Raw genomic sequence first — 24,631 nt, forward strand, 5'->3', positions numbered from 1 at the left:
AAGCTTCAAGCTGCAAGACTGATCTGTGTTATGGCGGCAGTCGCGAGCCGTCAGCACTGCGCGGGCTGCATCGACTTGCCGCTTGTAGCTTGCTGCTAAGCGCTTCAGCGCGTCTCTTGGAAGAGTTCGCGGCCGATCAGCATCCGGCGGATCTCACTGGTGCCGGCGCCGATCTCGTAGAGCTTGGCATCGCGCAGCAGGCGGCCGGCCGGGAATTCGTTGATGTAGCCGTTGCCTCCCAGAATCTGGATCGCCTCAAGGGCCATCTGGGTGGCGCGCTCGGCGGTGTAGAGGATGACCCCGGCGGCGTCCTTGCGCGTGGTTTCGGCGCGGTCGCAGGCCTGGGCCACGGCGTACAGGTAGGCGCGGCTGGCGTTGAGCTGGGTGTACATGTCGGCGATTTTGCCCTGGATCAGCTGGAACTCGCCGATGCTCTGGCCGAACTGCTTGCGGTCGTGGATGTAGGGCACCACCAGGTCCATGCAGGCCTGCATGATCCCGGTCGGGCCGCCGGAGAGCACCACACGCTCGTAGTCCAGGCCGCTCATCAGTACTTTGACGCCGCCGTTGAGCACGCCGAGGATGTTCTCTTTGGGTACTTCGACGTTGTCGAAGAACAGCTCGCAGGTGTTCGAGCCGCGCATGCCCAGCTTGTCGAACTTGTTGCTGCGGCTGAAGCCTTTCCAGTCGCGTTCGACAATAAAGGCGGTGATGCCGTGGGCGCCTTTGTCAAGGTCGGTCTTGGCGTAGATCACGTAGGTGTTGGCGTCCGGGCCGTTGGTGATCCAGGTCTTGCTGCCGTTGAGGACGAAGTGGTCGCCGCGCTGTTCGGCGCGCAGTTTCATCGATACCACGTCGGAACCGGCATTCGGCTCGCTCATGGCCAGGGCGCCGATGTGCTCGCCACTGATCAGCTTGGGCAGGTACTTGGCTTTCTGCTCGGCGTTGCCGTTGCGGTTGATCTGGTTGACGCAGAGGTTGGAATGGGCGCCGTAGGAGAGGGCGACCGAGGCCGAGCCGCGGCTGATTTCTTCCATGGCCACCACGTGGGCCAGGTAGCCCAGGCCGGCGCCGCCGTATTCTTCACTGACGGTGATGCCCAGCAGGCCCATGTCACCGAACTTGCGCCACATGTCGGCGGGGAACAGGTTGTCCTGGTCGATCTGTGCGGCGCGCGGCGCCAGCTCTGCGGCGACGAAGGACTGCACCTGGTCGCGAAGCATGTCGATGGTTTCGCCCAGGGCGAAGTTCAGGGTCGGATAACGCATGCGGGCACCTTCTATTTGTTCTTGGCTCAGGGTGTGGTGTCTGCCCTCATCGCTGGCAAGCCAGCTCCCACAAGTAGCGAGTGCACCGAACACTGTGGGAGCTGGCTTGCCAGCGATGGGCTTGTAACCTTTACGTTAACGTAAACCTGCCATCGTTAGCTGTCAATCTCGCCATGACCTTTACGTTAACGTAAATATGCGCCAGAGTAAGTCGCGCTTGAATCAGCTCCCAGAACAACCACAAAAAGGGACCGCCATGAATCAACCGAGCTATACCCAGGGCCGTCAGGACAAGCCGTTGCTGGCCATGACCATCGGCCAGGCATTCGACCAGACGGTCGCCCGCTTTGCCCAGCGCGAGGCGCTGGTGGTGCGACATCAGCAGCAGCGTTACACCTGGCAGACGCTGGCCGCCAGCGTCGACCTGCATGCCCGCGCGCTGATGGCGCTGGGGCTGAAAACCGGCGATCGCTTAGGCATCTGGGCACCCAATTGCGCGCAGTGGTGCATTGCCCAGTTCGCCAGCGCCAAGATCGGCGTGATCCTGGTCAACATCAACCCGGCGTATCGCACCAGCGAGCTTGAATACGTGCTCAAGCAGTCGGGCTGCCAGTGGCTGATCAGTGCCGGTGCCTTCAAGACTTGCGATTACCACGCCATGCTTGGCGAGCTGCTGCCCAACCTCGCCCAGCAAGCGCCAGGGCAGCTACGCAGCGAACGCCTGCCGGAGCTGCGCGGGTTGATCAGCCTTGATGCCCAGCCGCCGGTGGGCTTTTTGCCGTGGGAGCGCCTGGCCTGGCTGGCCAGCGAAACCGACCCGGCCGACTTCCAGGCCCGTCAGCACAGCCTGCAGTTCGACCAGCCAGTGAACATCCAGTACACCTCCGGCACCACCGGCTTCCCCAAGGGCGCGACCCTCAGCCACTACAACATCCTCAACAACGGCTACATGGTCGGCGAGAGCCTGGGCCTGAGCGAGCACGACCGCATGGTGATCCCGGTGCCGCTGTACCACTGCTTCGGCATGGTCATGGGCAACCTCGGCTGTGTCACCCATGGCAGCACCATGATCTACCCCAACGACGCCTTCGATCCGCTGCTGACGTTGAACTGCGTCATCGAGGAGAGGGCCACCGCCCTGTATGGCGTGCCGACCATGTTCATCGCCATGCTCGATCACCCGCAGCGTAGCGAGATGGACCTGTCGACCCTGCGCACCGGGATCATGGCCGGCGCCACCTGCCCGATCGAGGTGATGCGCCGGGTGATCGGCGAGATGCACATGGGCGAGGTGCAGATCGCCTACGGCATGACCGAAACCAGCCCGGTGTCGTTGCAGACCGGCGCCGACGACGACCTTGAACTTCGCGTGACCACGGTAGGGCGGACCCAGCCGCAGCTGGAAAGCAAGATCATCGATGAGCAGGGCTGCATTGTGCCGCGCGGGCAGATCGGCGAGCTGTGCACCCGCGGTTACAGCGTGATGCTCGGTTACTGGGGCAACCCGGCGGCCACCAGCGAAGCCATCGATCCGGCCGGCTGGATGCACACCGGGGACCTCGCGAGCATGAACGAGGCCGGCTATGTGTGCATCGCCGGGCGCAACAAGGACATGATCATTCGCGGCGGTGAGAACATCTATCCGCGCGAGCTGGAAGAGTTCTTCTTTACCCACCCGGCGGTGGCGGATGTGCAGGTGATCGGCATACCCGATGAGCGTTATGGCGAAGAGATCGTCGCCTGGATCAAGTTTCACCCCGGCCACAGCGCCAGCGAGATCGAACTGCAACAGTGGTGCAAGAGCCGCATTGCCCACTTCAAGGCCCCGCGCTACTTCCGCTTTGTCGATGAGTTTCCGATGACGGTGACCGGCAAGGTGCAGAAGTTCAGGATGCGCGAGATCAGCATTGAAGAGCTGATCAAACGCTGATTTTTCGCGGGGCCAGCCCGCTCCTAGATATTGTAGGAGCGGGCTTGCCCCGCGATGTCTACGCTTTCACCGGCGGCTCGTTACTCGGCGGGTCGCCCACGGTGGGCGGCACCGTCGGTTGCACCGGCACCTCATCAGGGTCCTGCTCTGGCACCGGCGGTGGCAGTGTCGGGTCGTCGATATTCGGATCGGGCGTTTCAGCCGGGATGGGAATGTTCATGGCCTGACCTCGCAACGGGGTTGTGGATGGCATGCTCAGGGTTTCGACCCCGGGCCCGGCCAATCGCTCATTTTTTTTGAACCCCGGGCCGCGCCCCCGCTCTGAACCTTTACCGCCACTTCATAACGGAGCAACGTTCGATGACCCGCGATGAGCCCTTCGAAACCGACCGTATGACTGCGGCTAGCGACCACCCGGACCAGGCCCTGAGCCTGTCCCAGGCCTTGCTCGAACCGCGGATCGTGATCGAGAACACCGTGCCGGTGCTTGATGGCGGGCTGTTTGCGGTCAAGGCGGTGGTCGCTGAGCCGGTGCAGGTCAGCAGCAAGGTTTACGCCGACGGTCATGACGCCCTGGCAGTGATGCTCAACTGGCGCCAGGCCCACAGCCGGCGCTGGCACTGCGTGCCGATGCAGTTTGCCGGCAATGACCTGTGGCAGGCCGAGTTCACCGTCAGCGAGCAGGGCCGCCACCTGTTCAGCATCGAGGCCTGGATCGACCCGTTCGCCACCTATTGCCACGACCTGGAGAAGAAATTCAACGCAGGCGTCGCGGTGCCCCTGGAGCTGCAGGAAGGGCTGCTGCAGATCGAGCACAATATCGGTCGCAGCAACGGCCCCCTGCGTGACCAGCTGCAGGCCCTGTACCAGCACCTGCCCGGTTTGCCCGTCGACGAGCAGGTGGCCTTGCTGCTGCACCCGGACACCGCCGTTCTGATGGCCGAGGCCGAGCACCGTACCTACCTCAGCCGCAGCCCTGAATACCCGCTGGATGTCGAACGCATCCAGGCCCGGTTCGCCAGTTGGTACGAGCTGTTTCCGCGCTCGGTCACCGACGACCCCGAACGGCACGGTACCTTCAATGACGTGCACCAACGCTTGCCGATGATCCGCGACATGGGCTTTGACGTGCTGTACTTCCCGCCCATCCACCCGATCGGTATGCGCCACCGCAAGGGCCGCAACAATGCCTTGCAGGCCGAGCCCGGTGACCCCGGCAGCCCTTATGCGATTGGCGGCGCCGAGGGCGGGCACGAGGCGATTCACCCACAACTGGGCAGCCGCGAGGATTTTCGCCGGCTGGTGGCCGCCGCCGCCGGGCATGGCCTGGAAATCGCCCTGGATTTTGCCATCCAGTGTTCCCAGGACCACCCCTGGCTCAAGGAGCACCCGGGTTGGTTTTCCTGGCGCCCGGACGGCAGCATCCGCTACGCCGAGAACCCGCCGAAAAAGTACCAGGACATCGTTAACGTCGACTTCTATGCCGCCGATTCGGTACCGGCCCTGTGGCTGGCCCTGCGCGACGTAGTGGTGGGCTGGGTCAAGGAGGGGGTCAAGACCTTTCGCGTCGACAACCCGCACACCAAGCCCTTGCCGTTCTGGCATTGGCTGATCGCCAATGTGCGCAGCCAGTACCCGGACGTTATCTTCCTCGCCGAGGCCTTCACCAAGCCTGCGATGATGGCGCGCCTGGGCAAGGTCGGTTACTCCCAGAGCTACAGCTACTTCACCTGGCGCAACACCAAGGCCGAGCTGCAAAGCTACTTCGAGGAGCTCAACCAGCCGCCGTGGTGCTACTGCTACCGGCCGAACTTCTTCGTCAATACCCCGGACATCAACCCGTACTTTCTGCATGAATCGGGGCGCGCCGGCTTCCTTATTCGCGCCGCGCTGGCGGCCATGGGCTCGGGCCTGTGGGGCATGTACTCAGGGTTCGAGCTGTGCGAGGCGACGCCGGTGCCAGGCAAGGAGGAATACCTGGATTCGGAGAAGTACCAGATCCGCCCGCGCGACTTCAGCCAGCCAGGCAACATCATCGCCGAAATCGCCCAGCTCAACCGCATCCGCCGGCAGAATCCGGCCTTGCACACCCACCTGGGCGTGGCCTTCTATAACGCCTGGAACGACAACATCCTGTACTTCGGCAAACGCACTGCCGAGCGCGACAACTTCATCCTCATCGCCGTCAGCCTCGACCCGCACAACGCCCAGGAGGCGCACTTCGAACTGCCGTTGTGGGAGCTGGGCCTGGACGACCATGCCGACACCTTCGGCGAAGACCTGATGAGCGGCCATCGCTGGACCTGGCATGGCAAGACCCAATGGATGCGCATCGAGCCCTGGCACCTGCCGTTCGCTGTCTGGCGTATCGAAAAAGCCCACTAGAAAGGAGTCGAGCATGGCCAAGCGCGCCCGCCCAGCCGCCTTTATCGATGATCCGTTGTGGTACAAGGACGCGATCATCTACCAGGTACACGTCAAATCCTTCTTTGATTCCAACAACGATGGCATCGGTGACTTCCCCGGCCTGATCGCCAAGCTCGACTACATCGCCGAGCTTGGGGTCAACACCCTGTGGCTGCTGCCGTTCTACCCTTCGCCACGGCGCGATGATGGCTACGACATCGCCGAGTACAAGGCAGTGCACCCCGACTACGGCACCCTGGCTGACGTAAAACGCTTCATTGCCGAGGCGCACAAGCGCGGCCTGCGGGTGATCACTGAACTTGTCATCAACCACACCTCCGACCAGCATCCGTGGTTCCAGAAAGCCCGGCGCGCCAAGCCGGGGAGCAAGGCCCGGGACTTTTACGTGTGGTCCGACAGCGACCAGAAGTACGACGGCACGCGGATCATCTTCCTCGACACCGAGAAATCCAACTGGACCTGGGACCCGGTGGCCGGCCAATACTTCTGGCACCGCTTCTACTCGCACCAGCCGGACCTCAATTTCGACAACCCGCAGGTGCTCAAGGCGGTGCTCGGGGTCATGCGCTACTGGCTCGACCTGGGCGTCGACGGCCTGCGCCTGGACGCCATCCCTTACCTGATCGAGCGCGACGGCACCAACAACGAGAACCTGCCCGAAACCCACCAGGTGCTGAAAAAGATCCGTGCCGAGATCGATGCCAACTACCCCGACCGCATGCTCCTGGCCGAGGCCAACCAGTGGCCGGAAGACACCCAGTTGTACTTTGGCGAAGGGCAGGGCGATGAATGCCACATGGCTTTTCACTTCCCGCTGATGCCGCGCATGTACATGGCCGTGGCCCAGGAAGACCGCTTTCCGATCACCGACATCCTGCGTCAGACCCCGGAGATCCCGGCCAACTGCCAATGGGCGATCTTCTTGCGCAACCACGATGAGCTGACCCTGGAGATGGTCACCGACCGCGAGCGCGACTACTTGTGGAACTACTACGCCGAGGATCGCCGGGCGCGGATCAACCTCGGCATTCGTCGGCGCCTGGCGCCATTGCTGCAGCGCGACCGGCGCCGGGTCGAGCTTTTGTGCAGCCTGCTGCTGTCGATGCCCGGCACGCCGACCCTGTACTACGGCGACGAAATCGGCATGGGCGACAACATCTACCTGGGCGACCGCGATGGCGTGCGCACGCCGATGCAGTGGTCGATCGACCGCAACGGCGGGTTCTCGCGCGCCGACCCGGCGCGCCTGGTGCTGCCGCCGATCATGGACCCGCTGTACGGCTTCCAGTCGGTCAACGTCGAGGCCCAGGCCCACGACCCGCATTCGCTATTGAACTGGAACCGCCGCCTGCTGGCGGTGCGCAAGCAGCAAAAAGCCTTCGGCCGCGGCGCACTGAAGATGCTCACGCCGAGCAACCGGCGGATTCTCGCCTACATCCGCGAGTACACCGGCAGCGACGGCAAGACCGAGATCATCCTCTGCGTGGCCAACGTCTCGCGCGCCGCACAGGCGGCTGAGCTTGAGCTGCAGCAGTACGCCGACAAGGTGCCGGTGGAGATGCTCGGCGGCAGTGCCTTCCCGCCGATCGGCCAGTTGCCGTTTCTGCTGACCTTGCCGCCTTACGGCTTTTACTGGTTCCTGCTCGCTGACAAGGACCAGATGCCCAGCTGGCACATGGAACCGGCCCAGAGCCTGCCGGAGTTCACCACCCTGGTGCTGAAAAAGCGCATGGAAGAGCTGCTTGAAGCGCCGTCGCGGGCCACTTTGCAAGACAGCATCCTGCCCCAGTACCTGCCCAAGCGCCGCTGGTTTGCCGGCAAGGAAAGCCGCATCGAACAGGTGCAGATCGCCTACGGCGTGCGTTTTGGCGACGCCACCAGCCCGGTGCTGCTCAGCGAGATCGACGTGCAGGGCGGCGGCCAGAGCAGCCGCTATCAACTGCCGTTCGGCCTGATCGGCGAAGAAAACATCAACAGCCCGGCGCCGCAGCAACTGGCCCTGGCGCGGGTGCGCCGCGGCCGCCAGGTGGGGCTGATCACCGATGGCTTCGTGCTTGAGAGCTTCGTGCGCGCGGTATTGGCCGGCTGCAAGGACGGCTTGCGCTTGCCGTGCAGCGAGGGTGAGCTGCGTTTTACCGCCACAGAACAACTGGCGGCATTGAACCTGGGCGACGACGCGCAAGTGCGCTACCTGAGCGCCGAGCAGTCCAACAGTTCGGTGGTGGTCGGTGGCAGCCTGGTGCTCAAGCTGATCCGCCGGGTCAACCCCGGGGTGCACCCCGAGCTGGAGATGAGCGCCTACCTGACGGCCGCAGGCTTTGCCAATATCTCGCCGCTGCTGGCCTGGGTCAGCCGCGTCGACGCCCAGGGGCAACCGCACCTGCTGATGATCGCCCAGGGCTACCTGAGCAATCAGGGCGACGCCTGGGACTGGACCCAGAACAACCTCGAACGGGCCATCCGCGACGAGATGGAGCCTTCGAGCAACGATCAGGACGTGCACACCGATGCCCTGCAGGACCTTGCCGATTTTGCCGCCTTGCTCGGCCAGCGCCTGGGCGAGATGCACCTGCTGCTGGCGGCGCCCAGCGCCGATCCGGCGTTCCAGCCGCGGGCCAGCAGCAGCCGCGACAGCCAGGCCTGGAACACGCACATCAGCGCCCAGCTGAGCCGCGCCCTGGAGCTGCTGCAAGCACATCGCGCCAGCCTCGACAGCGCCAGCCAGGCCCTGGTCGACGACCTGCAACAGCAACGCAAGAGCCTGCTCAAGCACATAGCCGAACTGAGCAAACAGGCGGTCGGCGGGCTGTTAATGCGTGTACATGGCGACTTGCACCTGGGCCAGGTGCTGGTGGTGCAGGGCGATGCCTACCTGATCGATTTCGAAGGCGAACCGGCGCGACCGCTGGATGAGCGGCGGGCAAGGCACAGCCCGTACAAGGATGTCAGCGGCGTACTGCGTTCCTTCGACTATGCTGCAGCGATGGTGCTGCGCAGTGCTTCTGCTGTCGACCTTTGCGAGGCTGCCCGTCAGGCGCGTCAGCGCGTCGCCCGCCGTTACCTGCACCAGGCCCGGCATGCTTTTGTCGAGGCCTATGGGCTGGCCACCGCGGCCATGCCCCATGCCTGGCAGCAGGCTGACGGCGAGCAGGCGGCGCTGGCGTTGTTCAGCCTCGAGAAAGTCGCCTACGAAATCCTCTACGAAGCCGAGAACCGTCCGCATTGGCTGGCCGTGCCTTTGCATGGCCTGCATGGTCTGATCAGTACCTGGGGAGAGCAGTAAATGACGCAACGCAAGCGCGAGGAAGGAGGACTGGGGCAGCGCGATATCGATGCCCTGGTAAGAGCCGAACATACCGACCCGTTCGCGGTGCTCGGTCCGCACCCGGATGGTGCCGGTGGCCAGTTTGTCCGCGCCTACCTGCCCAACGCTCTGAACGTACGGGTGCTGGCCCGTGACGACAGTCGCGTGCTGGCAGAGCTGGAGCAGGGGCCGGTACCGGGGTTGTTCATCACACATCTGCGCGAATCGCAGCCGTACCTGTTGCAGATCAACTGGGCCGGCGGCGAGCAGATCACCGAAGACCCTTACAGCTTCGGGCCGTTGCTCGGCGACATGGACCTGTACCTGTTTGCCGAGGGCAACCACCGTGATCTTGCGGCGGCGATGGGCGCGCAACCGCTGAATGTCGAAGGCGTCGATGGCGTGCGCTTTTCGGTGTGGGCACCGAACGCCCGGCGGGTCTCGGTGGTTGGTGATTTCAACAACTGGGACGGCCGCCGTCACCCCATGCGCCTGCGCCATCCGTCCGGGGTCTGGGAACTGTTTGTGCCGCGCCTGCGGGCCGGCGAAGCGTACAAATACGAAGTGCTCGGGCGCGACGGCATCCTGCCGCTCAAGGCCGACCCGCTGGCCCGCGCCACCGAATTACCGCCGAGCACCGCCTCAAGGGTCGCCGGCCCCCTGGCCCATGAGTGGCAAGACCAGGACTGGATGCAGCTGCGTGGTGAACGCCAGGCCAGCAGCGCGCCGCTGTCGATCTACGAACTGCACGCCGGCTCCTGGCAATGTGAGCTGGACGACAATGGCGAAGTGGCGCGCTTTTACAACTGGCGCGAGCTGGCCGAGCGCCTGGTGCCCTATATCCAGCAGCTGGGTTTTACCCATATCGAGCTGATGCCGATCATGGAGCATCCGTTTGGCGGCTCCTGGGGTTACCAGCCACTGTCGATGTTCGCGCCGACCGCGCGCTACGGCAGTGCCGAAGACTTTGCCGCCTTCATCGACGCCTGCCACCAGGCGCAGATCGGCGTGATCCTCGACTGGGTGCCGGCGCATTTCCCCACCGACACCCACGGCCTGGCGCGCTTCGACGGCACCGCGCTGTACGAGTACGACAACCCGCTGGAGGGCTTCCACCAGGACTGGGACACGCTGATCTACAACCTTGGGCGCACCGAAGTGCACGGCTTCATGCTGGCCTCGGCGCTGCACTGGCTCAAGCATTTTCATATCGACGGCCTGCGCGTCGATGCCGTGGCCTCGATGCTCTACCGCGACTACTCGCGCAAGGCCGGCGAGTGGGTGCCGAATCGCCATGGCGGGCGCGAGAACCTCGAAGCCATCGACTTTTTGCGTCACCTCAACGACGTGGTGGCCCTGGAGGCCCCCGGCGCCCTGGTGATTGCCGAAGAGTCCACGGCCTGGCCAGGCGTCAGCCAGCCGACCCAGCAGGGCGGCCTGGGCTTTGCCTACAAGTGGAACATGGGCTGGATGCACGACACCCTGCATTACATCCAGAACGACCCGATCCACCGCACCTATCACCACAACGAAATGAGCTTCGGCCTGATTTATGCCTACTCCGAGCATTTCATCCTGCCGATCTCCCACGACGAGGTGGTGCACGGCAAACATTCGCTGATCGACAAGATGCCCGGCGACCGCTGGCAAAAATTCGCCAACCTGCGCGCCTACCTGACCTTCATGTGGACCCATCCGGGCAAAAAACTGTTGTTCATGGGCTGTGAGTTTGGCCAGTGGCGCGAGTGGAACCACGACAGCGAACTGGACTGGTACCTGCTCAAGTACCCCGAGCATCTGGGTGTGCAACGGCTGGTCAGCGACCTCAACCGTTTGTACCGCGACGAGCGTGCGCTGCACGAACAGGACTGCGTGCCGCAAGGCTTTCAATGGTTGATTGGCGATGACGCGCACAACAGTGTGTATGCCTGGCTGCGCTGGAGCGCGAATGGCGAGCCGTTGCTGGTGGTGGCCAACTTCACCCCGGTGCCGCGCGAGGGCTATCGCATCGGCGTGCCGTTTGGCGAGCGCTGGGCCGAGGTGTTCAACAGCGACGCCGAGGGCTATGCCGGCTCCAACTACGGCAACCTTGGCGAGGTGGCCAGCCAGGCCCAGCCCAGCCATGGCCAGCCGCTGTCGTTGCGGCTCAACCTGCCGCCGCTGGGGGTGTTGATCCTGCGGCCGCAGTGATGGCCAGCGCTCGCATCACCAGCGCACCCTGACACCGAGGTTGCCGATCAGGCCGTTGAGGTCATTGTCATCGACATCACTGCTGTAGTCGGCGCTGACAAACAGCGCCACTTTCGGCGTGACCCGCGCCACCAGGCCCAAGCCCAGTTCGACGGTGGCGGAGTTGCGCCCGCTGCTGATCTTGTCGACCTTGTCCAGGCTCACGGTGTCGGCATTGGAGAAGTCGTACCAGACGTTGGTGCGCACGAACGGCTCGATCGGCATGCCGCGCACGTTGTAGCGCGCCGACAGTTTGGCACCGACCCGGCCGGTCCAGTTGGGCTGCTGGTCAAAGGCTTGCTGGGTGTCGGTCTGGGTCTGGCTGCCGGGAAAGTACTGCTGGTTGATCAACTGTGCTTGCGGTTCCAGGGTCCAGTTGTTGCCCAGGCTGATCGGGTAGCCACCCTCGACCGAGAGGGTCAGGGCATGGCCGTTGCCATCCAGGCGCTGGCCGCTCTCGCTGCGGCCATTGATATCAAAGCGCGTGCCCATGGCCACCGCATCCAGGTGCCAGCCCTGGTCGTGGGTCATGCTCCAGTACACACCCAGGCTTTGCCCGTCGAGGTTGAGCACGCTCTCTTTGTTGCCGACCTGGGGTTTGCGCAGGCCGTCGAAACCGCTTTGCAGGTTGCTGTGGCCGACAAAGAAACCGGCGCGGTGAGTATTGCCGCCGCCGGTTTCACGAACGAACAGATCAGGGCTGATTTGCAGGCTCTGGTTCGGCGTGGCGAGGTTGTCGGCCTCTGGGCTTGAGGTGCGCACCGCAGTCGGGAAAAACTGCGCCCACTGGCTGGCGATGCTGTCGTTCGGTGCTGGCGCATGGCGTTCGGCCAGGCGTTCGGAAAACGCACCGAGGGTGCTCAGGCCCAGGCCGCTGGCGCTGACCGGGTTGAGCGAAAGTACAGGTTGGGCCTGCACCAGGTTGTTGAACGGGTCGTTATCCTCCAGGCCCAATGCATGGGTTTCCAACGGGGTTGCCAGTAGCAGCGACGTGGAAACCGCATAGAAAACATACTCAAAGCCCGCAGGATTCGGAGTTTTTTTCATGGCGGTTCTCCTCTGTTTTTATAAGCCAGGGTTCTGGCCTGATGTCACGGGCTGTAAAGCAAAACCAGAGGGCGACCCAAACCAGCAAACCGGTCCCTGTCGCGCGCTGAAAAGCGCGCGCTAGAGGCTCGGAATGGAATCTGCAGTTGCTGCATTACTTGTAGCTAAGGAGAGGACGGGGCGGGCGTCAAGAAAGCGTGAAATAACCGTTGTCAAGCTATTGGTAGTGGCAATTAGCTGAAATTAAACAAAAATTTACATCCTATAGCCGCAACCGCTCTTTCCAGCGGTGCGGCTATGCCGAATGATTGCTAAAGCTGCACTTCCACGGCCAATGGCAGGTGATCGGAGAGGTGGCTCCAGGGCTTGTTGCCGAGAATTTGCGGGGCATGGCTGTGGGCGTTGCGCAGGTAGATGCGGTCCAGGCGCAGCAGCGGCAAGCGCGCCGGATAGGTGCGGGCAAGCAGGCCGTGATGACGCTCGAAGGCTTCGTGCAGGTCGCGGTGCAGGTTGAGGGTGCGGTTGCCGCGCAGTTTCCAGTCGTTGAAGTCGCCGGCGATGATCACCGGGGCATCGGCAGGCAGCGAGTCGAGGAGTTTGCGCAGCAGTTGCAGCTGCTGTTGCCGGTGGCTTTCGAGCAGTGACAGGTGCACGCAAATGGCATGCACCTCGCGCTGCCCGGGCACATCCAGCACGCAGTGCAGCAGGCCGCGGCGCTCGGGGCCGGTGATCGAGACATCCAGGTTGCGGTGTTCGATGATCGGGTACTTGGACAACAGCGCGTTGCCGTGATGGCCGTCCGGGTACACGGCATTGCGCCCGTAGGCGAAATCGCTCCACATGCTGTCGGCGAGAAACTCGTACTGCGAGGTTTGCGGCCAGCCGGCGTAACGGGCGGCATGGCGGTCGTGGGAGCCGAGCACCTCCTGGAGAAAGACGATATCAGCGCGGGTGCTGCGCACCGCTTCGCGCAGTTCGGGGAGGATGAAGCGCCGGTTGAAGGCGGTAAAGCCCTTGTGGGTATTGACGGTCAGCACCCGCAGGCGCTTGACCGCGGCCGCCTGGTTTTCAGACATCATCGTCACGGAACAGCTCCAGCAACAGCAACGAGCGGCCACTGACCTGGAACTCGCTGCCAAAGTCATGATGCTCGCCTTTGCGCAGTTGCGGCCGGTCGGTGTCGATCAGGCAGTTCCAGTATTCGCCTTCCGGCACCTCGGGCAAGGTAAAGGCCACGGTATCGTGGTGGGCGTTGACGATCAGCAGCAAGGTGGCATCGGCGCCGGGGCGCAGAATACCGCTGACCTGGGCGCGGCCATCCATCAGCATGCCCAGGCAGCGCCCGTGGGCGTCCTGCCATTGCTCGACGCTCATCTCGCTGGCGTCCGGCGCCAGCCAGGTGACGTCCTTGACCCCGATCGCCTCGTTGTAGTCACCGACCAGAAAACGCGAACGGCGCAGCACCGGGTAGGCCAGGCGCAGCTTGGTCAGGCGCTTGACGAACTTGAGCAGCGCCGCGCCATCCTCGTCCAGCTCCCAGTTGATCCAGCCGATCTCGCTGTCCTGGCAGTAGGCATTGTTGTTGCCGTGCTGGGTGCGGCTGAACTCGTCGCCGGCGACGATCATCGGCGTACCCTGGGCCAGCAGCAGGGTGGCGAAGAAATTGCGCATCTGGCGCAGGCGCAGGGCCTTGATCGCGGGGTCGTCGGTGGGGCCTTCGACGCCGTGGTTCCATGACAGGTTGTTGTTGCTGCCGTCCTGGTTGCCTTCGTCGTTGTCCTCGTTGTGCTTGTCGTTGTACGACACCAGGTCGCGCAGGGTGAAGCCGTCATGGGCGGTGATGAAGTTGACCGAGGCGTAGGGCCTGCGCCCGCGGCGGTTGAACAGCTCGCCGGAGGCGGTCATGCGCGCGGCAAAGTCGGCCAGCTGGCCTTCGTCGCCTTTCCAGAAAGCCCGCACGGTATCGCGAAAACGGTCGTTCCATTCCGCCCAGCCGGGGGCGAAATTGCCCACCTGGTAGCCACCGGGGCCGCAGTCCCAGGGCTCGGCAATCAGCTTGACCTGGCTGAGCAGCGGGTCCTGGCGGCAGGCAACGAGAAAGCTGTGACGCTCGTCGAAGCCCTCGTGGTAGCGGCCGAGAATGGTCGCCAGGTCGAAGCGAAAACCGTCGACGTGCATCTCGCCGGCCCAGTAACGCAACGAGTCGGTGACCAGTTGCAAGACGCAGGGGTGGCTCAGGTCGAGGGTGTTGCCGGTGCCCGAGTCGTTGATATAGAAGCGCTTGTCATCGGGCATCAGCCGGTAGTAGGAGCAATTGTCGATGCCGCGCATCGACAGGGTCGGGCCCAGCTCGTTGCCTTCGGCGGTGTGGTTGTAGACCACGTCGAGAATCACCTCCAGACCGGCGTCATGCAGGTGCGCGACCATCTCCTTGAACTCGGCGATCTTGCCGTTGGCCAGGTAGCGCGGGTGCGGGGCAAAAAAGGCGATGCTGTTGTAGCCCCAATAGTTGTTCAGGCCCTTTTGCAGCAGATGCTGGTCGTTGACGAAGGCATGGATCGGCAGCAACTCGATCGAGCTCACCCCAAGCTGCTTGATATGCCCCAGCAGTTCGTCGCACATCAGCCCGGCAAAGGTGCCGCGATTGGCCTCTGGCACCGCCGGGTGGCGCATGCTGATACCGCGCACGTGGGCCTCATAGAGGATGGTGCGCTCCCAGGGAATGCCCACGCGCTGGTCGCGGCCCCAGGTGTAGGCCGGGTCGATGACCTTGCACTTGGGCACGAACGGCGCACTGTCGCGCTCATCAAAGCTAAGGTCGCCGTCGGGGTGGCCGATGGTGTAACCGAACAGCGCCTCGGACCATTTCAGGCTGCCGACCAGTTGCTTGGCGTAGGGGTCGATCAGCAGTTTGTTGGGGTTGAAGCGGTGGCCGTTTTCCGGATCGTACGGGCCGTGTACGCGGTAGCCGTAGATCTGCCCGGGATGGGCATCGGGCAGGTAGCCGTGGAAGATCTCGTCGGTGTACTCCGGCAGCTCGATGCGTTCGAGCTCGACCTCGCCGCTGGCATCGAACAGGCACAGTTCAACCTTGGTGGCGTTGGCCGAGAACAGGGCAAAATTGACCCCCAGCCCATCCCAACTGGCGCCCAGCGGGAAGGGCAGGCCCTCGCGGATGCGCGAGGGTTCGAGGTGATCGGCGACGGGGGCTTTACGGGTGGTCATTGGTGCTCCTTGATCAGGCAGGGGCTACGTTGCAGCCCCTGTGGGAGCTGGCTTGCCAGCGATGCGGCTAATGACTTACGCGGTCGGTGGCTTCTTGCTTGCCCTGGGCTTTTTCGGCGCTGGCGCAGTGCTTGCCGGCTTGGCCTTGGCGCTACTGGCCGGCGGCGCCTTGGCCGGTTTGCGCGGCGTTACCTTGGGCGCCAGCGCTTCGGCTTCGGCAAGCTTGCGCGCCATCGCCCAGTGCCGCTCTTCCTGGCCTTCGGGCTTACCTTCCGACTCCCAGATCTGATAGGCGAATTCACGGATACGTTTTTCTTCGACACTCATCTCTACGCTCCTGAGGACTTAACGATGTTCAACGAACAGATTGACCGGAAACTCCTTGAGTGCAGTGCTCAGCCACAGCTCCTTTGAGGCTGTGACTGCGCCTGTGGCAAAAAGTCCCGAGCAATTGCCAGGCGACAAGGCAAACGGCAAAACCAGCCGGGTATCGTCCCAGTTCTGTGCCGGGATCAGCGGTAGCGGTGATTGGCCAAGCAAGCTGCAGGCCAGGCGCGGCACCACCACCACGGCGCGCTGTTCAGCGCTCACCCGGGCAAACGCCAGGACCCGCCCGGCGTGTCTGCCGCGCACTTCGATCGGCAGGTACTGACCGCGCAGGAACAGCTGCGGGGACTGCTGGCGCCACTCCAGCACCTGGTTGATCAACGCCTGTTTGACCCGGCCGCTGCGCCAGTCCTGGAGCAACTGCGCCGTTGTGGTGCCATCCGCCAGGGCCTGGCGCCGACCGGCAAAGTCCACCGCGCGGCGGTTGTCCGGGTCGACCAGGCTGAAGTCCCAGAATTCGTTGCCCTGGTACAGGTCGGGCACCCCGGGCGTGGTCATGCGCAGCAGGCACTGCACCAGGCTGTTGAGGGCGCCCGGGCAGGCGATGGCCTGCGCCGCCTCGGCCAGGGAATGACGCAACTGCTGGCTGGCGCGCTCCAGCAGCAGGGTGTCGATGAAATCCAGGCAGGCCTGTTCATAGGCCTCGTTCGGGGCGCTCCAGCTGCTGCGCAACTTGGCTTCACGCAGGGCTTTGCGCTGCCATTGGCGCAGGCGCTCGGCATAGGCCTCAAGCGCCAACGGATTGTTCTCATCAAGGTCCAGTGGCCAGCTGCCGAGCAGGGTCTGGTACAGCAGCAGCTCATCGCCTGCACCTGGCGCTTCGCCGTCGGCCAGGGTGCTGCGCAAGGGGCTGGCCAGCTCGCGCCAGTGTTCGACCCGGCTGGCAAACCAGCTGCTGCGTTCGCTGAGCACTGCCAGGCGCGCACGGCTATCTTCGCCGCGCTTGTGGTCGTGGGTGGCGGTGGCCAGCAAGTTGTCCGGGAACTGCTCAAGGCGCGTGAGGCAATGTTGGTGAAAGTCCTCGACCGGGGCGCTGAAGCGCTCGGCATCAAAGCCGACATCGTTGCGCGACAATAGCAGTGCCGAGCGGTAGAAAGCAGTGTCTTCCACGGCCTTGGCGGCGGTGGGCGAGGTCAGTTGCTGGAAGCGCACACAGGCGTGGCGCAGGTGCTTGCGCGGCCGGCCTGGCGGCAAGCGGCGCCAGGGCTCGCCGCCGAGCCAGCGCTGCAGGTAGTCGAGCACTGGCCAGTCGGCTTCGCTCAGGCACTGGCGGGCACCGCGCATGGCTTGCTGGAAGTACGCTTCGTCTTCTGCCGGGCGCCCGCAGGCATTGATGTAGGTGCGGTACACCGGGTAGTGCTCGATCAGCGCCTGCAACGCCCGGCGAATGGCGCCCAAGGTCAGGTCGCGGCTCATCAGGTCGTCGCGGGCCACTTGCAACAGCGCCTGGGCCACCGACTCGAAATCGCCGGCCAGGCTGCCATTGAGGATTTGCTGGCGGGCCAGGCGCACTTCCTCGCTGAAGTCCGGGCGTTCGCTTAGCGCGCTCCATAGCGCCGCCAACTCTGCTTCGCCGTCTGGATCATGCTGCAGCAGCGAGACCTGGTTCATGAACTCGTAGCCGGTGCTGCCGTCGACCTGCCAGTCGCGGTGCAGCTGCTCGTCGGCGCCGAGGATCTTCTCGACATAGATCGGAAAGTGCTCCAGCGCTGCCTCCAGTGGGCGCTGGGCCAAGAGCCCGTCGACCCGCCGGCGCAGCTTGCGGCAGTAGCCGCGCGGATCGGCCAGGCCGTCGATGTGGTCGATGCGCAGGCCGTCGACCAGGCCGCGGCCGATCAGCTCGAAGACCTTGCTGTGGGTGGCCTCGAACACTGCCGCGCGTTCGACCCGCAGGCCGCCCAGCTCGTTGACGTCGAAAAAGCGCCGCCAGTTGATATCGTCGCCAGCGGTGCGCCAGCTGGCCAGGCGGTAGGACTGGCGTTCGAGCAGGGCGTGCAGGCGCTTGAAACCTTCGGGGCTGCGGCTGTCGTAGGCGCCGAGCACATCGTCCAGGGGCTGTTGGCGGGCCAGCGCCGCCAGTTCGGCCAGCAGCGGCCTGGCCTGCGCCGGCGCATCGTCAGCGCTGCGCAAGGCATTGAAGCGGCTGGCCAGTGTCTGCAGGGCTGCGCCCCCCTCGGCGAGCACCAGGCCATAGTCGGCCGGGCAGATCGGAAAGCGGTGCTCGTGGTGCTGGATATGCAACTGGCCGGTTGCAGCGTCGAAGCGCAGCGGGATGTCGCCGCCTTGCAGCATCGCGCCGTAGTCACCGGCCAGAAACGGCAGCAGCAACTGACCTTCAAGCAGCGGGTCGGGCGAGTGCCACTGGATGTCGAAGAACTCGGCATAGCGGCTGCGCCGGCCCCAGGCCAGCAGGTCCTGCCACCAGGGGTTGTCGCTGCCGACCGCCATATGGTTGGAAACCATATCAAGGATCAGGCCCATACCGTGCAGGCGCAGCGCTGCCACCAGGCGCTCTAGCGCAGCTTCGCCGCCCAGATGCGGGCTGACCTGCCCGGGGTCGACCACATCGTAGCCATGGCGCGAGCCGGGGCGCGCGCGCAGCAGCGGCGAGGCGTACAGGTGGCTGATGCCTAAGCGGGCGAAGTAGGGCACCAGCGCCGCCGCCTGGTCGAGGCCGAAGTCGGCATGAAACTGCAGGCGCAGGGTCGCGGTCAGGGCTTTCATCGGTCACGCTCCCAGGCTTGTTCGCGGGCCTGCGCCAGCAGCTCCAGGCGCCGCGCCGCATCCGCATCGTCAAGCAGCACGCTGGCCGCCAGGGCAAAGCGCCGGCGCCAGTTGGGGTGGCTGTCGAGGGTGCCGGGCAGGTTGGGTTGCTCATCGACACCCAGCAGATCTTCCAGCGGTACCAGCACCAGCGGCGCGCGGGTATGGCCAAGGTAGCGGATGCTGGCATCGATCAGCGCGTCGCTCTCGGCCAGGGCCTGGCCGTAGTTCTGTTCAAGAGTGCGCCGCAGGCCCTGGCGCTCGTGTTGGCGGCTGTCGCGCCAGTGCCGCTCGGTGATGCCGTCGATCAGGCTCAGGCGCTGGTTCCAGTCGATATCACGGGCCTGCAACCAGCCGGCCAGTGGCGGCAGGTCATGGGTGCTGGTGGTGGCCAAGGCGTTGTCGGGCCAGTCGAGGATGGGCTGGAAATGGCCGGGCGGGTCTTGCTCGAACAGCAGTACGCGCATGCCGAGGATGGCCCGGGCGGCGAGCTTTTCGCGCAGCCCCTCGGGCACGGTGCCGAGGTCTTCACCCAGCACGATGGCCTGGTGGCGCACTGACTCAAGGCTGAGCAGGCGCAGCAGATCATCGAGCGGGTAGTGCAGGTAGGCTCCTTCGGCCGGGGTGGCACCCTGGGGGATCAGCCACAGCCGTTGCAAACCCATGACATGGTCGATGCGCAGGCCCCCGGCATGGGCAAAGTTGGCCCGCAGCATCTCGATGAACGCCCGGTAGCCGTTGCGTCGCAGGCCTTCGGGCGAGAAGGCGCAGATGCCCCAGTTCTGCCCGGCGCGGTTGAGAATATCCGGCGGCGCGCCGACATTGAGGCCGGCCAGCAGCTCGTCCTGGCGGCTCCAGGCCTGGCTGCCGGCGCCGTCGGCACCCACCGCCAGGTCGGCAATCAGGCCGATGCCCATGCCATGGCTGCGCGCCGCATCCTGGGCACGTTGCAGGCTGCGTTCGATCAACCACTGGCAGAAGGCGTGAAACGCCACCTCCTCGCTGTGCTGGCGGGCGAAGGCACTCACCTCGGGGCTGTGCGGGTCGTGCCAGGCAGCGGGCCAGTCGCGCCAGTCCTGGCCGATGTCGCGCTTGAGCGCGTGCTCCAGCAGTACCTCGAAGCGGCAGTGGCGTTCCAGGGCGGGGCCGGCGTGCTGGCGATAGCTGTCGAAGTCGGCGAACAACGGGTGCTCGGTGGCGATAAAGTCGCGGTACAGCGCACGCAGCAAACGCTGGCGAAACGATGCGGCCTGCGGCCAGTCGATCAGCGGCAGTTGTTCAAGCTGCTCCAGCGGCCCGTGCAACTGGCAGGCTTCAATGGCCATGCGCACCGCACGGTCCCCAAGCAGCGCCGCCGGGCTTGCATACAGGCTGTTGAGAAACAGCCGGCTGGAGGGCGAGTACGGGCTGTAGCGCTGGCTGTCGCTGGCGAACATGGCGTGCAGCGGGCTGATCGCCAGGGCATCGGCGCCGCGTTCGGCGGCGCTGCGCACCAGCGCCTCGAGGGCCAGGCAATCACCATAGCCGCCATCGTCGGGGCGACGCAGGCTGTACAACTGGGCGCTCAGGCCCCAGCAACGCGGCGTCGGCGTGCCCAGCGCATCGGCGATGCTGTAGCAGCGGGTTGGCGCCACGGCCAGGGTGAACTGTTGCTGGTCGATCTGCACCTGGTGATAGCCGATCGGCAAGCCGGCGGGGAGCCTGGCCTGATCATCCAGTTGCAACGGTTGTTCGCTGCCATCTTCAAGCAGCACCTGGCAGTCCATCGCTGGCGGAAAATAGCCGGACAGCTGCAGGGGGAGGCCGTGGTCAACCGTCAACAGCGGCGGCAGGTGGCGAGCATCGTGGGCGCGCAGCAGCGCCTGGATACTGGCTTCGATCGCCTCAACGCTGTCGGCCGGGTGGCCTATGCCGGCCAGCACCCGCTGCAGCGCCGGGTCACTGACCCGCTGGGCGCGGCCGTTGGCGTCGATCCAGTCCACCGCCAGGCCCGCCAGTTCGGCCAGTTGCTGCAAGCGTGGGTCAGTCATGGGCAGGCTCCGCTGGAGTGGTCGGCAGCAGGCTGACCAGGGTGGTGTAGGGCGGCAATTGCGTGTTGCCGATGCAGCTTTCGCTACAGCTGAACAGGCGTGCAGCGTTGGCCGGCAGGTCGGCCACTTGCGCGGTAGGGCCAAGGTTGAGGTCAATACGCAGCTCGCCGCCGCGTTCGAGCTGCCAGCGCACCGTCAAGGCCTGCGGCCCCAGCACCTGGGCGCCGAGGGCATGGATGCCGGGCAGGTTGGGGACGATGTGGCGGGCGCGCAGGGCCAGTAATTGCCGGTACAACTGCAACCATGGCTGTTGGCTTGAGTGTGTTGGCCGCGGCCGCGAAGCGTCGAAGGTATCGAGGGCATTGGGGTCGGGAATCCGCGAGCGGGTGACGGCATCGGCGAAGTCGGCAAAACCGGCAAACTCGGCGCGCCGGCCTTCGCGTACGGCATCGGCCAGTTCATCGTGGTGATCGGTGAAAAACACAAAAGGTTGCTCGCAGCCCCATTCATCGCCCATGAACAGCAGCGGAATCATCGGCGCCAGCAGCAACAGGGTGGTGGCTGCGCGCAAGGCCTGGGGCGGGCACAGTTGGTTAAGGCGCTCGCCGAACGCGCGGTTGCCGATCTGGTCGTGGTTCTGCAGGAACAGCACGAAGGCCGTGGGGGGCAAATGCCCGCTGGGCTCGCCGCGGGGACGGCCGTTGCGGTCGGGCTGGCCCTGGAAGACGAAGCCCTGGCTCAGGCAGCGCGCGAGTTTTTCGATGGTCGACTCGCTGTAGTCGGCGTAGTACGCCTCCTGCTCGCCGGTGAGCAGCACGTGCAGGGCGTTGTGACCGTCGTCGTTCCACTGCGCATCGAAGCCCTGTTCAAGCAGGTGCGCCTGGTTGTGTTCGTTCTCAAGGGTCAGCCATACCTGACGCCCCGGGGTGATCTCGCTGCGCACCCGGCGCGCCAGTTCGGCAAGAAAATCCGGGTCGTCGATGGCGTGCACGGCGTCCAGGCGCAGACCGTCGACGCGGTACTCCTGCAGCCACATCAGGGCGTTCTCGATAAAAAAGTCGCGCACCTGGCGGCGGCGAAAATCAATCGCCGCGCCCCACGGGGTCTGGCGATCCTGGCGAAAAAAGCCACTGGCGTACTGGCCGAGGTAATTGCCGTCCGGGCCGAAGTGGTTGTAGACCACATCCATCAGCACCATCAGGCCATGGCCGTGGGCCTGGTCGATCAGTTCGCGCAGTTGCTCGGGGCTGCCATAGCTGTGCTGTGGAGCGAACGGCAGGACGCCGTCGTAGCCCCAGTTACGCTCGCCGGGGAATTGCCCGAGCGGCATCAGCTCGATGGCGGTAATGCCCAGCTCGGCCAGGGCCGGCAAGCGCTCGATCACCCCGGCATAGCCGCCGCACAGGCCGACATGCAGCTCGTAGATGACCGCCTCAGGCCAGGGCCGCCCGCGCCAGTCGGGGTACTGCCAGCGGTAGGCTGCGGGGTTCAGCAACTGGCTGGGGCCGTGCACGCCGTCGGGTTGGTAGCGCGACGCCGGGTCGGCCACCGTGAGCGTGGCGTCGATCCGGTAGCGGTAGCGGTCACCGGCCTTGCACGGCAGCTGGCCGACGAACCAACCGTCGGCCTGGGCCTGCAAGGGCTGGCGCGCACCGGCGTCGAATTCAACCTCCACCTGCTGTGCGTCCGGTGCCCACAGGGCAAACCGGGCGCTGTTGCTGTCCAGCATCACGGCCCCGTGGGTCGCGTGTTCCTGTGACCTCAAGGGCATACCTGCCATCTCCGCTTCAGCGTGGGGTTGCTCGGGCGTTTTCGACCAGCTCCTGATAAAGACGGGCATAAGGCTCGACGGCCTGGCACCAGTTGAACGGTTGGGTCATGGCCAGGCAGCGCATGGCATTGAGCAGGTTCTTCTTGCTGTACACGTAGAACGCCCGCCCCAGCGCTTCGCGGTAGCTGTCGACGGTCGATTCATCGAACAGAAAACCGGTGACGCCATTCTCGATGGTGTCGGCCAGGCCCCCGGTGTTGCGCGCCACCGGCAGCGAGCCAAAGCGCTGGGCGTACATCTGGCTCAGGCCACAGGGCTCGTAGCGCGACGGCATGAGCAGGAAGTCGCTGCCGGCGAACATGCGCCGGGCATCGGTTTCGTTGAAGCCGATGCGCACGCCGATCTGCCCGGGATGGCGCAGGGCAAGTTCGCGCATGGCCTGTTCTTCTTCCGGTTCGCCACGGCCGATGATCGCGATCTGGCCGCCCTGGCGGACGATGTATTCGGCCACCCCCAGGGTCAGGTCCAGGCCTTTCTGGTAGACCAGGCGCGAAACCACTGCGAACAGTGGCCCGTTCGAAGGTTGCAGGCCGAACAGCTCACGCACCTGGCGGCTGTTGGCAGCCTTGCCGTGCCAGTCGTTGAGGCTGAAGGGGTGATCCAGGTGCGGGTCGCTGGCCGAGTCCCAGCTCTCGTCGATGCCGTTGGGAATACCGCTGAGCAGGCCTTGCTGGGCTTTGCTGGCAAGGAAGCCATCCAGCCCGCAGCCGAACGAGGGCGTAGTGATTTCCCGGGCATAGGTGGCGCTGACCGTGGTGATGTGGCTGGAGTAGGCAAGGCCGGCCTTGAGGAACGACAGCTTGCCGTAAAACTCCATGCCTTCCTGTTGCAGGGCGTGGTCGGGGATCGCCAGTTCCGGGCAGCAGGCACGGCTGACCACGCCCTGGTAGGCCAGGTTGTGGATGGTGAACAGGGTCGGCGTCTGCAGGCCGCGCCAGTGCATGTAGGCCGGGGCCAGGCCGGCCGGCCAGTCGTGGGCGTGGACCAGGTCGGGCTTCCAGTGGACCATGCCTTCACCGGCGGCGATTTCTGCCGCGGCCAGGCCCAGGCGGGCAAAGCGGATGTGATTGTCGGGCCAGTCGCGACCGTTGTTGGCGCCGTAGGGCGTGCCCTCGCGCTGGTACAGCTCGGGACAGATCAACACATAGATGACCAGGCCATCGGCCAGGTCCATGCGCCCGATCTTGCAGGGCGGCAAGGCCGCGTGGCCGCCCAGCTCGCCGACCAGGTGGATCGGGTTGTCGCTTTCCAGCACCTGCGGGTAACCGGGAATCAAGACGCGCACATCGTGCAGGTGACGCATGGCCCGTGGCAGCGCTGCCGAGACATCGCCCAGGCCGCCGGTCTTGACCAGGTCGGCGATTTCCGAGGTGACGAACAACACTTTGCGTTTATGTGAAGAATGTCTGGGGTCAGCACCCAGTGCCTTGGCTGTCGGCGTGAAATCCGCTGCAAGCGGTTCACGCGAATCCGGGGTGAATTGCTCTACATGAGGTTCGACAGCGGCACTGATCATACTTCTCTCCGTCCCTATGTTGTGCGGGCGTGGGCGCCCGTTGTTGTTTGTCTACCGATACTGTTCTCTGTGAGTGGTATTGCCTTGCCTTCCATGCCCCGCAGCCAAGCGCACAAGCGCTACGCAAGCCGGCGTCCTGCCGACGGCGTGGTGACGATATGGGGTGGGTGGGCCGCGTCCGTTGAAGCGGAATCGATGGCCTACTTAGTTCCTGACCTACCGCGATTGCAGAAGTTTCGACTATTTTCAGTCGAGTTTTCCGGGCGATGTCTGGCCGAATACCGAGTGTAGGAGAGAATTCGTGAAGAATGTGACCCGCTGGTCACTTTTGCTCGCAGGAACCTGCAGCAGCGCGGCTGCAGGTTGTGGCGCAACGTTTCAGACGGCTTAGGCGGGAGAAATGCCGTCAAGCAGGGCAGAAAGCATCAGGTGCACAACCAACCGCGGGGACGCTCAGCTGCGCGCTGGCAACTGGCCGTCCTGGGCTTGCTGCAGAAGCAGACTGAGTTGGGCGACCTGTTGTTGCAACTGCTCGCGCTCTTCTTTAAGGCGACGCAGCTCGTCGCGGTGTACCGTCACGTAGAGGGTCTGGGCAGGCATTTTTGGCAGAAGGGTTCCCATTGCACACCTCGCATAGGGTGGTTCGTTTTTCTAACAGCGTAGCTGCTGGATCG

The 24,631-nt window shown here is 64.6% G+C and carries 15 protein-coding genes; 4 read left to right on the plus strand and 11 right to left on the minus strand.

Annotated features, from left to right (window positions below; translation table 11 throughout):
- Window positions 1-104: 104 nt before the first annotated feature.
- A complete protein-coding gene (locus UB48_RS15335; protein WP_045198521.1) occupies window positions 105-1,268 on the minus strand; it encodes an isovaleryl-CoA dehydrogenase in 1,164 nt (387 codons plus the stop codon).
- Window positions 1,269-1,524: 256 nt separating this feature from the next.
- On the opposite strand from UB48_RS15335, the gene UB48_RS15340 reads away from it, so the two are divergent.
- Window positions 1,525-3,198, plus strand: coding sequence for an AMP-binding protein (locus UB48_RS15340; RefSeq protein ID WP_045198523.1), 1,674 nt, complete (start codon window positions 1,525-1,527; stop codon window positions 3,196-3,198).
- 58 nt (window positions 3,199-3,256) lie between these two features.
- On the opposite strand, the gene UB48_RS28000 is transcribed toward UB48_RS15340, so the two are convergent.
- Window positions 3,257-3,418, minus strand: coding sequence for a hypothetical protein (locus UB48_RS28000; protein WP_177329165.1), 162 nt, complete (start codon window positions 3,416-3,418; stop codon window positions 3,257-3,259).
- A gap of 140 nt (window positions 3,419-3,558) precedes the next feature.
- Here UB48_RS28000 and UB48_RS15345 point away from each other — a divergent pair, with 140 nt between their 5' ends.
- From UB48_RS15345 to glgB, 3 genes are read left to right on the plus strand one after another with little or no spacing between them, the layout of a single operon-like run.
- Window positions 3,559-5,583 (plus strand): alpha-1,4-glucan--maltose-1-phosphate maltosyltransferase, encoded by a 2,025-nt coding sequence (locus UB48_RS15345; RefSeq protein WP_045198525.1) that lies wholly within the window; start codon window positions 3,559-3,561, stop codon window positions 5,581-5,583.
- A gap of 13 nt (window positions 5,584-5,596) precedes the next feature.
- Window positions 5,597-8,908, plus strand: a complete 3,312-nt coding sequence (gene treS, locus UB48_RS15350; RefSeq protein WP_045198527.1) for a maltose alpha-D-glucosyltransferase — start codon at window positions 5,597-5,599, stop codon at window positions 8,906-8,908.
- The gene (glgB, locus tag UB48_RS15355; protein ID WP_045198529.1) at window positions 8,909-11,119 is read left to right on the plus strand and encodes a 1,4-alpha-glucan branching protein GlgB; all 2,211 of its coding nucleotides are present in this window, start codon (window positions 8,909-8,911) and stop codon (window positions 11,117-11,119) included.
- 15 nt (window positions 11,120-11,134) lie between these two features.
- Here the strand turns inward: glgB and UB48_RS15360 are convergent, their stop codons facing one another.
- The 9 genes from UB48_RS15360 to UB48_RS28005 all read right to left on the minus strand — a co-directional run bounded on the left by UB48_RS15360 (window position 11,135) and on the right by UB48_RS28005 (window position 24,578).
- Window positions 11,135-12,205, minus strand: coding sequence for an autotransporter outer membrane beta-barrel domain-containing protein (locus UB48_RS15360; RefSeq protein ID WP_045198531.1), 1,071 nt, complete (start codon window positions 12,203-12,205; stop codon window positions 11,135-11,137).
- A 311-nt stretch (window positions 12,206-12,516) separates the two neighbouring features.
- On the minus strand, window positions 12,517-13,284 hold the full coding sequence (locus UB48_RS15365) for an endonuclease/exonuclease/phosphatase family protein (RefSeq protein WP_045198534.1): 768 nt from the start codon (window positions 13,282-13,284) through the stop codon (window positions 12,517-12,519).
- Window positions 13,274-15,430, minus strand: a complete 2,157-nt coding sequence (gene glgX / locus UB48_RS15370) for a glycogen debranching protein GlgX (RefSeq protein ID WP_045198536.1) — start codon at window positions 15,428-15,430, stop codon at window positions 13,274-13,276. Before glgX ends, UB48_RS15365 begins: the two co-directional genes overlap by 11 nt.
- 75 nt (window positions 15,431-15,505) lie before the next feature.
- Window positions 15,506-15,757 carry a DUF2934 domain-containing protein gene (locus tag UB48_RS15375; RefSeq protein WP_045198538.1) on the minus strand — a complete coding sequence of 84 codons (252 nt, stop codon included), beginning with the start codon at window positions 15,755-15,757 and terminating at the stop codon, window positions 15,506-15,508.
- An 18-nt stretch (window positions 15,758-15,775) separates the two neighbouring features.
- Entirely contained in the window at window positions 15,776-18,541 is a 2,766-nt protein-coding gene (locus UB48_RS15380) for a malto-oligosyltrehalose synthase (protein ID WP_045198541.1), read from the minus strand.
- A complete protein-coding gene (gene malQ / locus UB48_RS15385) occupies window positions 18,538-20,610 on the minus strand; it encodes a 4-alpha-glucanotransferase (protein WP_045198543.1) in 2,073 nt (690 codons plus the stop codon). Before malQ ends, UB48_RS15380 begins: the two co-directional genes overlap by 4 nt.
- Window positions 20,603-22,381, minus strand: coding sequence for a malto-oligosyltrehalose trehalohydrolase (treZ, locus tag UB48_RS15390; RefSeq protein ID WP_045198546.1), 1,779 nt, complete (start codon window positions 22,379-22,381; stop codon window positions 20,603-20,605). The genes malQ and treZ overlap by 8 nt, the downstream gene beginning before the upstream one ends.
- Before the next feature lie 16 nt (window positions 22,382-22,397).
- On the minus strand, window positions 22,398-23,957 hold the full coding sequence (glgA, locus tag UB48_RS15395) for a glycogen synthase GlgA (RefSeq protein WP_045198548.1): 1,560 nt from the start codon (window positions 23,955-23,957) through the stop codon (window positions 22,398-22,400).
- Window positions 23,958-24,410: 453 nt separating this feature from the next.
- Window positions 24,411-24,578 carry a DUF6026 family protein gene (locus tag UB48_RS28005; RefSeq protein WP_176794265.1) on the minus strand — a complete coding sequence of 56 codons (168 nt, stop codon included), beginning with the start codon at window positions 24,576-24,578 and terminating at the stop codon, window positions 24,411-24,413.
- Window positions 24,579-24,631: the final 53 nt, after the last annotated feature.

The organism is Pseudomonas sp. 2(2015) (assembly GCF_000955865.1).
Classification (GTDB): Bacteria; Pseudomonadota; Gammaproteobacteria; order Pseudomonadales; family Pseudomonadaceae; genus Aquipseudomonas.